This is a genomic window from Streptosporangium sp. NBC_01810 (assembly GCF_035917355.1).
GTDB lineage: Bacteria > Actinomycetota > Actinomycetes > Streptosporangiales > Streptosporangiaceae > Streptosporangium.
The window spans coordinates 6364004-6378184 of the sequence record NZ_CP109070.1; the positions used below are offsets into that span (position 1 = coordinate 6364004).

At 70.2% G+C, this 14181-nt stretch carries 17 protein-coding genes; 8 read left to right on the forward strand and 9 right to left on the reverse strand.

Translation table 11 applies throughout. The features are described 5' to 3' along the window. Positions 1-29 precede the first annotated feature (29 nt). Positions 30-599, reverse strand: coding sequence for a TlpA family protein disulfide reductase (locus OIE13_RS28405; RefSeq protein ID WP_326646812.1), 570 nt, complete (start codon positions 597-599; stop codon positions 30-32). A 56-nt stretch (positions 600-655) separates the two neighbouring features. Further along, the gene (locus tag OIE13_RS28410) at positions 656-1294 is read right to left on the reverse strand and encodes a histidine phosphatase family protein (RefSeq protein WP_326646811.1); all 639 of its coding nucleotides are present in this window, start codon (positions 1292-1294) and stop codon (positions 656-658) included. Positions 1295-1430: 136 nt separating this feature from the next. On the opposite strand from OIE13_RS28410, the gene OIE13_RS28415 reads away from it, so the two are divergent. Continuing rightward, complete coding sequence (locus OIE13_RS28415) at positions 1431-1913, forward strand: hypothetical protein (protein ID WP_326828949.1); 483 nt, start codon at positions 1431-1433, stop codon at positions 1911-1913. Here OIE13_RS28415 and OIE13_RS28420 read toward each other — a convergent pair. Next, complete coding sequence (locus OIE13_RS28420; RefSeq protein WP_326646809.1) at positions 1906-2862, reverse strand: LysR family transcriptional regulator; 957 nt, start codon at positions 2860-2862, stop codon at positions 1906-1908. The genes OIE13_RS28415 and OIE13_RS28420 overlap by 8 nt on opposite strands. Before the next feature lie 85 nt (positions 2863-2947). Between OIE13_RS28420 and OIE13_RS28425 the strand changes: the two genes are divergently transcribed. Further along, positions 2948-3082: a hypothetical protein gene (locus OIE13_RS28425; protein ID WP_326646808.1), complete on the forward strand. Its 135-nt coding sequence runs from the start codon at positions 2948-2950 to the stop codon at positions 3080-3082. A gap of 41 nt (positions 3083-3123) precedes the next feature. Next, positions 3124-3717, forward strand: a complete 594-nt coding sequence (locus OIE13_RS28430) for a Uma2 family endonuclease (protein WP_326646807.1) — start codon at positions 3124-3126, stop codon at positions 3715-3717. Positions 3718-3726: 9 nt separating this feature from the next. Here OIE13_RS28430 and OIE13_RS28435 read toward each other — a convergent pair whose 3' ends face one another. Genes OIE13_RS28435 through OIE13_RS28445 form a run of 3 tightly spaced genes read right to left on the reverse strand, consistent with a single transcriptional unit; the run spans position 3727 to position 5194 of the window. Continuing rightward, complete coding sequence (locus tag OIE13_RS28435) at positions 3727-3942, reverse strand: DUF397 domain-containing protein (protein WP_326646806.1); 216 nt, start codon at positions 3940-3942, stop codon at positions 3727-3729. A gap of 47 nt (positions 3943-3989) precedes the next feature. Then, entirely contained in the window at positions 3990-4235 is a 246-nt protein-coding gene (locus tag OIE13_RS28440; protein ID WP_326828950.1) for a DUF397 domain-containing protein, read from the reverse strand. Further along, the gene (locus OIE13_RS28445) at positions 4235-5194 is read right to left on the reverse strand and encodes a helix-turn-helix domain-containing protein (RefSeq protein ID WP_326828951.1); all 960 of its coding nucleotides are present in this window, start codon (positions 5192-5194) and stop codon (positions 4235-4237) included. Before OIE13_RS28445 ends, OIE13_RS28440 begins: the two co-directional genes overlap by 1 nt. 90 nt (positions 5195-5284) lie before the next feature. Between OIE13_RS28445 and OIE13_RS28450 the strand changes: the two genes are divergently transcribed. After that, positions 5285-5572, forward strand: coding sequence for a hypothetical protein (locus tag OIE13_RS28450; RefSeq protein WP_326646803.1), 288 nt, complete (start codon positions 5285-5287; stop codon positions 5570-5572). After that, positions 5569-6078 carry an ATP-binding protein gene (locus tag OIE13_RS28455; protein ID WP_326646802.1) on the forward strand — a complete coding sequence of 170 codons (510 nt, stop codon included), beginning with the start codon at positions 5569-5571 and terminating at the stop codon, positions 6076-6078. Before OIE13_RS28450 ends, OIE13_RS28455 begins: the two co-directional genes overlap by 4 nt. Positions 6079-6635: 557 nt before the next feature. On the opposite strand, the gene hemL is transcribed toward OIE13_RS28455, so the two are convergent. Next, a complete protein-coding gene (hemL, locus tag OIE13_RS28460; RefSeq protein ID WP_326646801.1) occupies positions 6636-7934 on the reverse strand; it encodes a glutamate-1-semialdehyde 2,1-aminomutase in 1299 nt (432 codons plus the stop codon). Positions 7935-8157: 223 nt separating this feature from the next. Here hemL and OIE13_RS28465 point away from each other — a divergent pair, with 223 nt between their 5' ends. Genes OIE13_RS28465 through OIE13_RS28475 form a run of 3 tightly spaced genes read left to right on the forward strand, consistent with a single transcriptional unit; the run spans position 8158 to position 12247 of the window. Continuing rightward, positions 8158-9534, forward strand: coding sequence for a sensor histidine kinase (locus OIE13_RS28465; RefSeq protein WP_326828952.1), 1377 nt, complete (start codon positions 8158-8160; stop codon positions 9532-9534). A gap of 26 nt (positions 9535-9560) precedes the next feature. Then, positions 9561-11609, forward strand: coding sequence for a sensor histidine kinase (locus OIE13_RS28470; RefSeq protein WP_326828953.1), 2049 nt, complete (start codon positions 9561-9563; stop codon positions 11607-11609). Further along, complete coding sequence (locus OIE13_RS28475; RefSeq protein WP_326646798.1) at positions 11606-12247, forward strand: response regulator transcription factor; 642 nt, start codon at positions 11606-11608, stop codon at positions 12245-12247. Before OIE13_RS28470 ends, OIE13_RS28475 begins: the two co-directional genes overlap by 4 nt. Before the next feature lie 48 nt (positions 12248-12295). Here the strand turns inward: OIE13_RS28475 and OIE13_RS28480 are convergent, their stop codons facing one another. Further along, positions 12296-12937 carry a bifunctional DNA primase/polymerase gene (locus tag OIE13_RS28480; protein ID WP_326646797.1) on the reverse strand — a complete coding sequence of 214 codons (642 nt, stop codon included), beginning with the start codon at positions 12935-12937 and terminating at the stop codon, positions 12296-12298. A 192-nt stretch (positions 12938-13129) separates the two neighbouring features. Next, on the reverse strand, positions 13130-14116 hold the full coding sequence (gene hemB, locus OIE13_RS28485) for a porphobilinogen synthase (RefSeq protein WP_326646796.1): 987 nt from the start codon (positions 14114-14116) through the stop codon (positions 13130-13132). Between the last annotated feature and the right edge of the window lie 65 nt (positions 14117-14181).

Sequence of the window (14181 nt, forward strand, 5' to 3'; positions counted from 1 at the left end):
ATCGCGGGCCCAGCCGTCGCCCGGAGCCGTTATCTCTCATTACCGACCTTGGTCAGGGCGTCGAGGAGGTCGTTGTACTTGACCGCGCCGAGTGCCCTGGCGGCGATCCTGCCCTGGCGGTCGATGATCAGCGTGGAGGGAATGGCCGCGGGCGGGACGGTGCCCTGGAAGGAGAGCGCGACCTTGCCCGGCTGGTCGAAGATGCTCGGGTAGCCGGGCTTTTGGCTCCGTTCGAAGGCGAGCGCGTCGGCCTTACGGTCCTTGAAGTCGATGCCGAGGAACTCCACGCCGTCCGCCTTCGTCTTGGCGGAGATGTCCTTGAGCACCGGCGCCTCGGCCCGGCAGGGCGCGCACCAGGAGGCCCAGAAGTTGAGCACCACGACCTTGCCCTTGTGCGCGGCGAGCGTCGCGGTGCCCCCGTCGAGGGTCTCCCCCTCAACGGGCGGCGCGACCTTGCGGTCGGCGGCCTGGAACAGGGTGATCTTGCCGTCGCCCGCCACGAAGCGGGTGTCGCCGGTCTGCGGCTGAGACCCCTGGTTTCCGGCGCATCCGGCCACTGCGATGAGCAGCGCGACGGCAGCAAAGGATTGTGCGCGCATGAGTGACGGAGGCTCCCTGTACTACAACCGGTAGAGCAATCACTGTACCGGCGGGGTCAGGCGCCCGGCACAGTGGGGCGTTTGACGAGCGCCGCCGCGGGCTCGCTGTACCCCACGCTGATCAGACGGTCTCCCTCGAAGGCGAAGCTGGTGAGGCTGGCGAGACCGCACTGCCTGCGGCGCGGGTCGTGCGGCAGGCGCCTGCCCTCGGCGGCGAGCCGGATGGTCCAGATCGGGAGCTGATGGCTCACCATGATCGCCTCATGACCGCGCGCCGCCCTGCGAGCGGCGTTGATCGCACCGCTCATCCGGCTGAGCAGGTGGGTGTAGCGCTCTCCCCAGGAGGGGCGGAGCGGGTTCCACAGGTAGCGGTAGAAACGCGGGTTACGGAAGACGCCGTCGCCTCCGCCGACGGGGAGACCCTCGAAGATGTTCTCGGCCTCGATCAGCCGCTCGTCGAGCGTGACGTCCAGGTGGAAGGTCGCGGCGAGCGGGGCGGCGGTCTCCTGGGCGCGCTCCAGCGGGGAGGAGAACAGCGCGGTGACGTCGCGACCGGCGACCGCCTTGGCCACCGTCTCCGCCATCTGCACACCGTTGTCGGAGAGGTGGTAGTCGGGAAGCCTGCCATACAGGACGTTAGCGGGATTGTGCACCTCACCGTGGCGCAGGAGGTGAACGACGGTGGTCTCAGCCATGGTGTCGCCAGCCTACCCACAGGTACGGTCCCGCAGCCGGTCAGGTGGACCACTGGGAACGCGTGGCGAAAGTGAGTAGGGTCTGGGGCGTTTGCGGCTAAGGTTCCGCGGTCCGGCGGTCCGGAAGGGTCCCCCCGTGAGCCTGTTCGCCCTCGCCCTCATCCTCACCTCGGCCGTCGCCCACGCCTGCTGGAACCTGCTGAGCAAGCAGGCGGCCGACGCCGACGGCGTCGTCTTCGTCTGGATGGTGGCCGCCGCGTCCACGGCGGTCTGGACCCCGGTCGCGCCGATCATGCTCAACTACTTCGGCGACCTCGGCCGCACCCTCGTGCTGACCGCGCCGGTGCTCGGCGGCCGCCGCCGGAGCCTGATCCTGCCCATCTGGCGCGAGCAGCGGACGCGGGTGCTTGGTGCGGCGGTGCTGATGCCGCTCTCCTACCTGCTGGCGCTGACCGCGTTCACCTTCTCTCCGATCAGCGCGGTGGCCCCGGTACGGGAGGTCAGCGTGCTCGTCGCGGTGCTGCTCGGCGGCAGGTTGCTGGCCGAGGGCGACCTGACCAGGCGGCTCCTGGCCGCCTGCGTCATCGTCGGCGGCGTGGTGACGATCGCCCTCAGCTAGCGGTCACCGGGGGTGCCGCCGGCCCGGTGGGGTGGTCGGACATGGGACCGTGGAACTCGGCGGAGACGGCCTTCAGCGCCTCGACCGCGGCGCGGATCGCCGGGCGGCGGGCGGCGTCGCTGCGCCAGAGCGCGTAGAGCCTGCGGGTCGGACGCGACCTGATCGGGACGACCCGCACCCCGGAGGGGACGAAGTCGCGGCCCAGCCGGGGGATGATCGCGCATCCCTGCCCGGCCGAGACGAGAGCCAGCTGGGTGGGATACTCATCCGCCATGCAGGTGATGTCCGGCTCCAGCTCCGCCGAGCGCAGCGTGTAGACCAGCCAGTCATGGCAGATCGTGCCGGGTGAGGAGCTGATCCACTGCTCCCCGGACAGCTCGGACAGCTCGATCTCGGCGCGGCCCGCCAGCGGGTGGGACGCGGGCAGGATCGCGTCGGCGATGTCGTCGAGGAGCGTCGCCCGGGACAGTCCCTCGGGGATCGCCATCGGGCGGTTCATCCAGTCCTGGATCACCGCGAGGTCGAGCTCTCCCCTGGCCACCTCGCGGATCTGCCGCTCCGGCTCGCGTTCCATGAGCTGGAGACGCAGGTCGGGGTGGCGGGTGCGCAGGAGGGCCAGCGCGGCGGGCATCAGCCCCCTGGCCGCCGTGGGGAAGGCGCCGATGCCCAGCCGCCCCACGACCTCCCCGCGCAGCGCCTCGAAGTCGGCCTCCGCCGTCTCGACCAGCGCGAGGATGCGCTCGGCGTGGTCGGCGAGCAGCCCCGCCGCGTCGGTCAGCCGCACCCCGCGCCCGTTGCGCTCCAGCAGGGTCGCGCCGGTCTCCCGCTCCAGCTTGGCCAGCTGCTGGGAGACCGCGGAGGGGGTGACCATGAGCGCCTCGGCCGCCGCGCCCACCGATCCGTAGACGGAGACCGCGTGCAGCGCCTTGAGCCGGTTGAGATCCAACATGTAAGCAACCCTAAACGACAGATGCCGGAAATTCTCACCTGTACTGAAATATCGCCGAAAACGACGATGGCCACCTGTCACCGGCATGGCCGTCGCGTTAGCCGGGCCGACAGTGATCGCCGCCGCCCTGACCATCTCCGGCATCCTCTACACCGGCACCCGTCCCCGTACGCCCACCACGACCCCTACCCCCGTCCAGGCCGAGGTGAAAGCTCCCTGAAGCAGTCCGGTCACCACAGGTCCGGAATTACAGTGACCCGCATGGGTGCCGCACTCGACCACTGGCCTGCTCCACCCCCGGAGGGTTGGAACGCCGACGACCTCGACCGTCTTTCCGAGGGTCCCAACGGTGAACCCGGTTTCTTCGAGCGTGCCGAGCTGATCGACGGAGCCCTCGTCTTCGCCGCTCCCCAGACACGCTTCCACCAGCGCGTCCTCGCCGGTCTGGTAATCGGCCTGAAAGCCCGTTCCCCCGAGCGCCTCGCGGTCGTGAACCGGATGGACGTCAAGCTCGGCCACCGGATGCGCCCCTGCCCCGACATCGTGGTCGTCGACACGGAGGCCGCCGATGACGACGCCCGGACGTTCTACACCCCCGGCGAGGTGCACCTCGCCGTCGAGGTGGTCTCGCCCGAGTCCGAGGACCGCGACCGCAAGACCAAACCGTTCCGCTACGCCGAGGCGGGCATCCCACACTTCTGGCGGGTGGAGAACAACAACGGCTCCCCCGCCGCCCACGTCTACGAACTCGACCCCGCCACCCGCGCGTACAGCCTGACCGGCATCCACCACGACCGCCTGACCGTCCCGGTGCCCTTCCCCATCACCATCGACCTCGGCGACCTGCCCAGATAGACGCCCCGATCAGCCCAGGCGGTCGAACTCACCATCCTTGACACCTTCGATGAAGGTTCGCCACCCGTCAGGTGAGAAGACCAACGCTGGCCCCAAAGGGTCCTTGCTGTCACGAACGGCCGCGATGCCGGGGAGGTTGGCGGCGACCTCGACACAGTCGGCACCGCCGTTGCCACTGAGGCTGCTCTTGCGCCATATGGCGTTGGCCAGGGAGTGCTGGGACACCCGTGTTCCCCTTTACATCTGGAGACCCTCCCCAACCCGTCACACGGTCAGGGATGTGTGTCGAAGTCTCCAGTCTTGACGCGGCCGAGGAAGGCGGTCCAGTCGCCCGGGGAGAAGGAAAGTGTGGCGCCATGGGGATTCTTGGAGTCGCGGACGAGGTAACGGTTGCCTGCACGAGCTACTTCCACGCAGTTGCCGCCATCGGTGCTGTAGCTGCTCTTACGCCATGCGATATGGGGAGGATCTCCGTTTGGGGCCATCCCACGCTCCTTTCTCGGTAAGCACGATGCCATTAATCGATCATGGAGGAGATGAGGGTGGCAGACTCTTCGGCGGTGAGCGACCGGGTGATTAGATTATTGAACATCCAGGTATATTTCGCGAGCTCTTCGGCTTCTTCGAGGACCAGACCACTGACGGCCTGTTCGATATAGACGAGGGCCGGATCCGCAGGGTCGGGGAACTCCAGGATGACAAAAGGACCGTCCATGGCTGGGTGGGCTCCCCGTTCGAGGGGCAGCACCTGGATCGTGATGTTCGGCAGCTCGCTTCGCTGTAGCAGGAAGGCCAGCTGATCGCTCATCGTCGTCGCTCCGCCCACCTCGCGCATCAATACCGCCTGGTCGAGCACCGCGTGCAGATGGACCGGAGCATCCCGCGTCAGGAGCTGCTGGCGGGCAAGGCGAACGCCGACCTTCTTCTCAATGTAAGGCTGGCTGGGATTCATGGCCGCCGCCCCCATAACCGCTCGGGTGTAGGCCTCGGTCTGCAGGAGACCCGGGATGACCTGTGCCTCGTAGGTGCGGATCGTCGCCGCGTCGGCCTCAAGGCCGATGTAGGAGTCGAATCCGGTCTTCAGGGTGTCGCGGTGGCGGTGCCACCAGCCTTTCTGCCGGGACTCGCGTGCCAGCATGATCAGCTCTTGCCGAAGCCCGTCGTCGGTGACCTTGTAGTGGTCAAGCAGGTCGCTGACATCGCCGTGATGGACGCTCACCCGTCCGGTTTCGATCCGGGAGATCTTGGTACCGGACCATCCCAGGGCAGCGGCCACGTCGGTCCCGTTGAGACTGGCGGCTTCTCGCAGGCGCCGTAGTTCGATCCCGAGTCGGCGACGCCGAGCAGTGGGGCTGATGGCCATCGGCACCTCTCTCGTTGGGTCTCTCAGCTTGGCAAAGCCCTCCAGTGCGTGCACGCACAACCTACTTAAAGATTTCGCGTGAACGCGATTGCGCGAAAGCACTTGCTCGTGCATGCTCTGAGCGTACGACTGGTGACTCTGAGTAGGTGTAAGGTATCGAAAAGTAGTGATATGCCAGTCAAAATGGCAACAGAAGGGCTAGCTGTGAAGGAACGTGATCCACAAGAGCAGTTAATTCACCTGGTGCGGCTGGGCTGGGACCTGCGGGGCCTGGGGGTGGGCACCTCGCTGGTGTTGCCCCAGGTGGGGCAGCCGGTGCTGGAGATCATGTCCGGGGGTGAGACCCGGGTCCGGATCACCGTCATCCGTCGCGCCTGCGGCTGGGTGTTCGTCTGGCGGCCCTGGTGGGCCAGGGTGTGGCGGCCGGGCGAAGGGGTCTGGGCCGGGGCCGACAACGCCGCCGACGTCATCGTCTCGGCGGCGATCGCATGAACGCGCACCGGCAGACCGCCTGCCGCTACGAACGACAGCGAGCGACCGCGGGACGCTGGGCCGTGCTGCACCCGCTGGGCCACGCGGAGTTCGCGGGCCTGGCCTGCTCGGTCGCGACGGTCCGCGCCTGGGCACGAGACCTACTCACCGGCAGAGTTGCCGACACCACCCTCGACGACGTGGTGCTCCTGCTCAGCGAGGTCGTGACGAACTCCGTCGTCCACTCCGACTCCGGCCGCGCCGCCGGAGGATCGCTGACGGTCTGCCTGGGCCTGGGCGGCGGCATGGTGCACGCCGAGGTGATCGACGACGGCTCGGCGACCAGCCTCCCCTTCGTCCGCGCGACCGGTCTCGACAGCGACGGCGGACGCGGCCTGCTCCTGGTCGAGGCCATGGCCACCGCCTGGGGCACCCACCACGACCCCGAAGCAGGCACCGCCGTCTGGTTCCACCTCCCAACCACCGAAACCAACGGACCTGACGGACCCAGCTCCCTCTTCAGCTGACCCACCTGACCCACCTGACCGAAGCCCCTCTCCCGAGGCGTACCCCTCCCTCCGGTCACAGTGACGGTCCCTCCGGTCACGGTGGTGGCCCGAGTCGCGGTGTGCCCCACCAGACGATCACCCCCGCCCTTGAGCCAAAAATCACGACGGACCTGATGAACTGCGGTGAGCCCCCTGCGCTCCTTCCCGCACCGGTGCTTCAGCTACGGTGCTGGAACCAGAACGACCCCCGTACGGATCGCTTCAGCGTCAAAGAGCCCGATGGGCGGCCCGTAGGAAAGCGACTACGGCCCGCAGGGCGTACGGCGAGGCAAGGGGTGCGCGGAGGTGGGCGGGTGCTCCGGGCGGCTTATAAGAATCCGCAACCAGCGCGCCCGCCAGGCCGGAGGCCTGAACCCCCAGACCCGCCACCAACGACGGCCGCCCGGAGCACCCGCCCACCGGAGCGCGAACACACACCCGGCAGAGCAGCCGACCAACAAGGGAGCCCTGGCCATCCAGAACAACGGCCACCCGGGACACACACCCGGCAGAGCGAACCTGAACAGACCGCCCCGCTAACCGGAAACCTGGGCGGCGGCCTTGGCCGCGGCGGGAAGGGCTTCGGCGATGCGGGAGAGGGCCTCGTCGTCGTGGGCGGCGGACAGGAACCACGCCTCGTACGCCGACGGCGGCAGGTAGACGCCCTGGTCGAGCATCGAGTGGAAGAACGCCCGGTAGGCGGCGGTGTTCTGCCGCTGGGCGGTGTCGAAGTCGACGACCCGCTCTTCCGTGAAGAAGATGGAGAACAGGCTCCCGGCACGCTGCAGGCGGTGCGGCACCCCGGCGGCGGCCAGCGCGTCGGCGGCGGCGCGGCCGATGACCAGGGCCGCGGCGTCCACCCGGTCGTAGACCCCCTCGTCGCAGGCGCGCAGGGTGGCCAGGCCGGCGGCGCAGGCCAGCGGGTTTCCGGACAGGGTGCCCGCCTGGTAGACCGGCCCCTCGGGGGCGAGGTGGGCCATCACGTCGGCGCGACCGCCGAACGCGGCGGCGGGCAGGCCGCCGCCCATGACCTTGCCGAAGGTCATCAGGTCGGCGTCGACCGGGTCGAGCCCGTACCAGCCGGCCTCCGACACCCGGAAGCCGGTGAGCACCTCGTCGATGATCAGTAGGGCGCCGTGTGCGGTGCACAGTTCCCGCAGCTTGGCGTTGAACCCGTTCAGCGGCGGGACGACGCCCATGTTGGCCGGGCACGCCTCGGTGATCACGCACGCGACCTCGGCGCCGAACGCCTGGAACGCCTCGGTGACCGCCTCGATCGAGTTGTAGGGCAGCACCACGGTGTCGGCGGCCGAGGCGCCGGTCACGCCGGGGGTGTCGGGCAGGCCGAAGGTCACCAGCCCGGAACCGGCCGAGGCGAGCAGGGCGTCGACATGGCCGTGGTAACAACCGGCGAACTTGATGATCTTGGACCGGCCGGTGAAGCCGCGTGCCAGCCGCACGGCGGACATGGTGGCCTCGGTACCGGAGCTGACCAGGCGGATCTTCTCCACCGGGTCGACCCTGTCGACGATCTCCTCGGCGAGCTCGACCTCGCCGGCTGTCGCCGTACCGAACGAGGTGCCGTCGCGCAGCGCCTCCTGCAGAGCCTCGATCACGGCCGGGTGCCGGTGGCCGAGGATCATCGGCCCCCACGAGCAGACCAGGTCGACGTAGCGGTTGCCGTCCACGTCGGTGATGTAGGGCCCCTGCCCCGAGGCCATGAAGCGCGGCGTGCCGCCGACGGCTCCGAAGGCGCGGACCGGGGAGTTGACACCTCCCGGGACGATCTCACGTGCGCGGGCGAACAGGTCCTCGGAGTTCTCAGTACGGCTCACGCCCACAAGGGTAGTCACCGCGGGGCGAGCCCCCGCCTGCGGCGTTCCCCCCGAGGGAAGGCCTCTCCGGGTTCCAGGCCGCGCGTTCACGCCCCCTGAGGGACGGGCTGCCCGACCCTTCCCCGCCAAACACACCCTCGAACCAGTAAGGCCCAGAAAATTCACTCCAGAACGGGACATCTGCCCCGGGACAGCGGGACATCGTGTGGGAGATCCTTCCCTCATGGCAGTCACGACGCCCCCCGCACAGCCGCCCGCGGCCCGGTCACCCGGCGTCCACGCCGTGCTCAACGGTGTCCTGGTCTACGGCGCGCTGGCGCTGGTCACCGGTGGGATCTACTCCGGGCTGACCTGGCTGACCGGCACGCTGTCCGGCGGGGAGGACCCGGTGGCCGGGCTCGTCGCGGCACTGATCGTGGGCGCGGTCTTCCGCCCGGCACGGCTGCGCCTGCAGCGTGCCGTGGACCGGCTGCTCCAGGTCGAGCGTGACCCCTACCGGGTGGCCGACCGGCTGAGCCGCACCCTGCAGGAGGCCGTCGACCCCGCCGAGGGGCTGGCCACCGCCGCAGTGCTGGTCCGCCAGGCGCTGCACGCCGACGGCGTGGCCGTCGAGGTCCACGGCGGGACCGTCGTCGACGGCGAGCTGGGGGAACGGCCGGTCGAGACTCCACTGGTCTGGCATGGGGAACCGGTCGGACGGCTGCTCAGCAGCGGTCCCGCCACCTCTTTGGACCTGCTGAACGTGCTGGCCAGGCACCTGGCCGAGCTGGCGCACGCCGTACGGCTCACCGCGGACCTTCGGCGGTCCAGAGAGCACATCCTCACCACCCGGGAGGAGGAACGGCGCAGGCTCCGCCGCGACCTGCACGACGGGCTGGGGCCGACGCTGGCCAGCCTGGCAATGACCGTGGACGAGGCCAGGCTCCGGCTGGAGCGGGATCCCGAGGCCGTGGAGGGGCTGCTGGTCCGCGTGCGTGACCAGATGGGCACCGCGATCGTCGACGTCAGGGACCTGGTGTACGGCCTGCGCCCGCCCGCGCTGAAAAACCTCGGCCTGGCCGGCTCGCTGCGCTCGCTGGCCGACGCGCCGGGACCCCGGGTGGACGTCGCGCTGGTCGGCCCGCTGGGCGACGTGCCCCCGGCCGTGGAGGTGGCGGCCTACCGGATCGCCCAGGAGGCGCTCACCAACGTCCGCCGCCACGCCCAGGCCACCACCGCCCTCGTACGAGCCGAGGTGGTACGAGCCGAGGTGGTACGAGCCGAGGGCGAGCACATCGAGCCCGCGGGCACCGGCGGCGGGCCCGGCGGCATGGCAGACGATGCGGCGGCGGGCGGCGAGTTGCGGCTCTCGGTCGCCGACGACGGGATCGGCCTGCCGGAAAAGGTCCGCGGCGGTGTGGGCCTGCTCTCCATGCGTGAGCGGGCGGCGGAGACGGGTGGCTCGTGCACGATCGGGCCGCGTCCGGGCGGCGGCACCGAGGTCGTCGCCCGGCTGCCCCTCGGAACAGACCCGGCACGACCTCCCCCGCGAGCAGAAGCACCGCTATCTCCTCCGGAAACGGAGTCGGTCCGCCCTCCTCCACGGACGAAAACTCCATGACCTCACCCACGGACAACGGAGCCGGCATGACCTCCCCCGCGACCGCAAGCGCCGTGCCCACCTGCATGGACGAGGACTCCACGACCTCGTCCGTGACCGGAGGCCCTGCGGAGGATCGGCGGCGAAGGGCGTTGGCCGTTCTCGTCTGGACCGGTGCGGTGCTGGCGCCGATCTGCAACCTCCTGGCGATCTGGCTGGCCGAACTGAGCGCCTCGACCTGGAATGACCGCTTCATCACCCTGGATCCGACGGTCGTCCTGTTCCCGGCCGCCGGCGCGTTCCTCATCACGCGCCGGCCCCGGCTGCTCGTCCCCTGGCTGCTCTGGGCCAGCGGAGTGGTCGGCGGCCTCTACTACCTGATCTACAGCGCCGCCCACTGGTTCTACCTCACCGACCCCGGAGGGATCACCCCTTACCTGGCGTGGCTGGCGCTCTGGCTGTGGCTGTGGCACGTTCCGGTGTTCATCTCGCTGCTGCCGCTGCTCTTCCCCGACGGCCGGCTGCCCTCCCGGCGCTGGCGGCCGATCCTGTACGCCAACCTGGTCCTCATGGTCGGGCACTCGCTGTTCCTGGGACTGGCCCCGGATCCCGAGTTCGAGAGCCAGCTCCCGGTCGCGAACCCCTTCGGCGTCGAGGCGCTGCGTGAGATCTCACCGGCCGTGGAGTCGTACATCGGCGCCCCGATGATGGCGCTCACCGCGCTCGGCGTGCTCTCACTGGTCTTCCGCTACCGGGCGGGCGACACCGAGCTCCGGCGCCAGGTCGCCTGGTACGTCGGCGCGCTGGTGGTGCTCCTGGCCTCCTGGATCCTCCGGGTGGCGACCGGCTCCTGGTTGCTGATGGCCACGGAGACCCTCTTCATGGCCGGAGTGCCCCTGTCGATCATCGCGGCGGTGCTGCGCTACCGCCTCTACGGCATCGACGTCGTGCTCAACCGGGCGCTGGTCTACGGCTCCCTCGTCGCGGTCACCGGAGGTGTCTACTTCGGGCTGATCTGGCTGGCCGGCGCCCTGGCCAGCGACCTGGGCCAGGGCATCGGGCTGATCTCGGCGCTGGCCGTGGGCGGGGTCTTCCACCCGGCGCGGCTACGCCTGCAGCGGTTGGTGGACCGGGTCTTCGCCGTCGAACGTGACCCCTACCGGGTCGTCGGCCTGCTCGGCCGTACCGGGCAGGGGGCGCAGGATCCGGCGGCGGCCCTCAGCGAGGCCGTGGTCGCGATCCGCGGGGCGCTGGGAGCCGGCGGGGTCGGCGTCGAGGTCCGCACGGGACGGGGCGGGGCGACGCGCGTGTTCACCGACGGGGAGCTTCGGCCCGGGGCGCAGGAGGTGCCGCTGTTCTGGCACGCGGAGCGGGTCGGAACCCTGCTGGTGGCGGGGGCCCGGCCGGGCCGCGAGCCGATGGAGGTCCTCGCCAGGCACCTCGCCGAGCTGGCACACGCCGTACGGCTCACCGCCGACCTGCACCGCTCCCGGGAACGCATCCGGTCCACCCGCGACGAGGAACGCCGCAGGCTGGGCAGGGAGCTGCACGACGGGCTCGGCCCGGCACTGACCAGTGTCACCTTCGCCCTCGACGAGGCACGGAGAAGGCTCGACACCGACCCGCGGGCCGTCGAGAAGCTGCTGGTCCGTGTCCGCGAGGAGATGATCGCGACGATCGCGTCGGTCCGCGAGCTGGTGTACGGCCTGCGCCCGCCCGCACTGGACGACCTGGGCCTGGAGGGCGCGCTGCGGGTGGCGGCCGGGGAGACCGCGGTGACCGTGGACGGCCCGCTGGACGACCTGCCCGCGGCCGTCGAGGTCGCCGCCTACCGCATCGCCCAGGAGGCGCTCACCAACACCCGCCGCCACGCCGGCGCGGCCACCGTCCTCATCCGGCTGCGCCGCCTGCCTGGCGAGCTGCGCGTGGAGGTCGCCGACGACGGGGTCGGCCTGCCCGAGAATCCGGTCGCGGGCGTCGGGCTGACCTCGATGCGCGAGCGGGCGGCCGAGGTGGGAGGCTCATGTGTGATCGGCCCTCGGCCGGGCGGCGGCACGGAGGTAATCGCCAGGTTGCCGGCGGAGGAGACCGAATGATCACCGTACTGATCGTGGACGACCACCCGGTCTTCCGGCAGGGTCTCCGCGGCCTGCTCTCGGTCATGGACATCGAGGTCGTCGGGGAGGCCTCCAACGGTCAGGAGGCCGTGGCGCTGGCCGCCGAACTCCAGCCCGACGTGGTCGTGATGGACCTGCAGATGCCAGGCGGCAACGGCATCGAGGCGACCAGGACGATCATCAGGACCAGCCCTCGGATCGGGGTGCTGGTGCTGACCATGTTCCGTGACGACGACTCGGTCTTCGCCGCCATGCGCGCCGGAGCGCGCGGTTACCTGCTCAAGGAGGCCGGTGCCGAGGAGATCGGCCGCGCCGTGCACGCCGTCGCCGCGGGCGAGGCCATCTACGGTCCCGAGATCGCCCGCCGCGTCCTGGCCTACTTCACCGGCATACCCGATCCGTCACGCAGCGTCTTCCCCGAGCTCACCGAGCGGGAGCGGGAGGTGCTCGGGCTGGTCGCCCAGGGCAAGGGCAACAACGAGATCGCCGGGATCCTCTTCCTGTCCGGCAAGACCGTGCGCAACCACGTCTCCAACATCTTCATGAAGCTCCAGGTGGCCGACCGCGCCCAGGCGATCGTCCGCGCCCGCGAGGCCGGCCTGGGCGGCTCCCCCTAGGGCGGTGACCACGAGCCTTTACCAGGCGTCCCGGACGCGGGGCGCGACTCAGTCGCAGGTGTCGGCGAGCTGGTCGAGGACGCGGAGCGGGTCCGGCAGCGGGCGGCCGTCCGGCGGGCGCAGCCACGAGCTGTGCCCGCCGCTGGGCAGGAGCGAGGGCGGGGCGAGAACGTAGCTGTCGCGGCAGTGCCAGCGCAGGCCGGGCATCTCGTCGATGGTGGACGGGCCGAAGTCCAGGGCGCAGGACCACCACTCGTCCTCGTCGTCGGAGGCGTTGCGGGTGGCCACATAGAACAGGGCCCGGTCGCCGTTTACGGCGACCGGGCCCGAGGCGGCTCCGGTGGAGTCCATGTTCGCGAGGGCGGTGTGCCCCGCGGCGAGCGGTACGTCGAACACGTCGAACACCCGCCCCGTGGGGAGGATCACATTCGCCTCGGGTTCGTACCGCCACCAGTTGGTGAGGAGGGTGGGGTCGGTGGTGGCCTGCATCTGCCAGGCAGGCGAGAGCGGGTGGGATCCCGGGTCGGGACAGCCGACGCGGTCGCAGGAGCAGGAGCGCGAACCGCCTTTCAGTGGCCGCGCGCCGGGACAACTCGCCCAGCCCAGCGCGGCGTACTCCAGCACAGAACTGATCATCTGCTTCGGATGGCCATGTCGCCTGTTTCGACGAACCATCGGTACCCCGACCATTGTGTCCTCCGTCGTCCGCGCATCCCGCGTACCACCCGGATGCGACGACCTGTCCACACTCTGGTCAGTGGGAACGTCAAACCCCCCAGGGTCTACGCCACCTGGGACACATCCGCACCGGTTATCGCACTCTAACGCACACGTATCCCCGCCAAGTGACGAACCTCCAGTTCTCGGTACGTGCCGTCGATCTCATCTCAGCTTCGCGGCGACCTCGGTCGCCCAGTAAGTGAGGATCATGTCGGCCCCCGCCCTGCGGATCGCGACCAGCGACTCCATGATCGTCCGATCCCGGTCGATCCAGCCGTTCGCGGCGGCGGCCTCGACCATGGCGTACTCGCCGCTGACCTGGTACGCCGCCACCGGCACGTCCACAGCGTCGCGCACCTGGCGCAGGATGTCGAGATAGGCCAGGGCGGGCTTGACCATGACGGCGTCGGCGCCCTCGTCGAGATCCAGGCGCACCTCGCGCAACGCCTCCCCGACCGGTCCCGCCGCGTCCTGCTGGTAGGCGTTGCGGTCGCCGAACCGCGGAGCGCACTCGGCCGCCTCGCGGAACGGGCCGTAGAACGCCGAGGCGTACTTGGCCGAGTACGCGAGGATCGGGACCTGCTCGAAGCCGTCGCCGTCCAGCGCGGCCCTGATCGCCGCGACCTGGCCGTCCATCATGCCGCTCGGTGCGATCACCTGCGATCCGGCCCGTGCCTGGGCCACCGCCGCGGCCGCGTAGCGCTCCAGGGTGGCGTCGTTGTCGACCTCCCCCTCCCCGGTCAGGATGCCGCAGTGCCCGTGGTCGGTGAACTCGTCCAGGCAGGTGTCGGTCATCACGACCAGCGTGTCGCCCACGTCTGCGACCAGATCGGCGACGGCTCGCTGGACGATCCCCTCCGGGTCGTCGGCCGCCGACCCCCGGCCGTCCTTCACCGCGGGGATGCCGAACAGGATCAGCCCGCCCACCCCTGCCTCGGCCGCCTCGTGGGCGGCCTTGCGCAGCGAGTCACGGGTGTGCTGAAACACCCCCGGCATCGAGCCGATCGGGTTCGGCTGGTCGATGTCCTCCTTCACGAACATCGGCAGCACCAGTTCCGCCGGGTGCAGCCGGGTACCGGCCACCATCCGGCGCATCGGTGCCGTGCGGCGGAGCCTTCGCGGGCGTGCGACAGGGAACTGGGCCGTCATGTCTCCCCCTCCCCCCGGCCGGTCGGGGACTGCGGGCCGGAGGAGCTCGATGTGTGTTCCGGCCC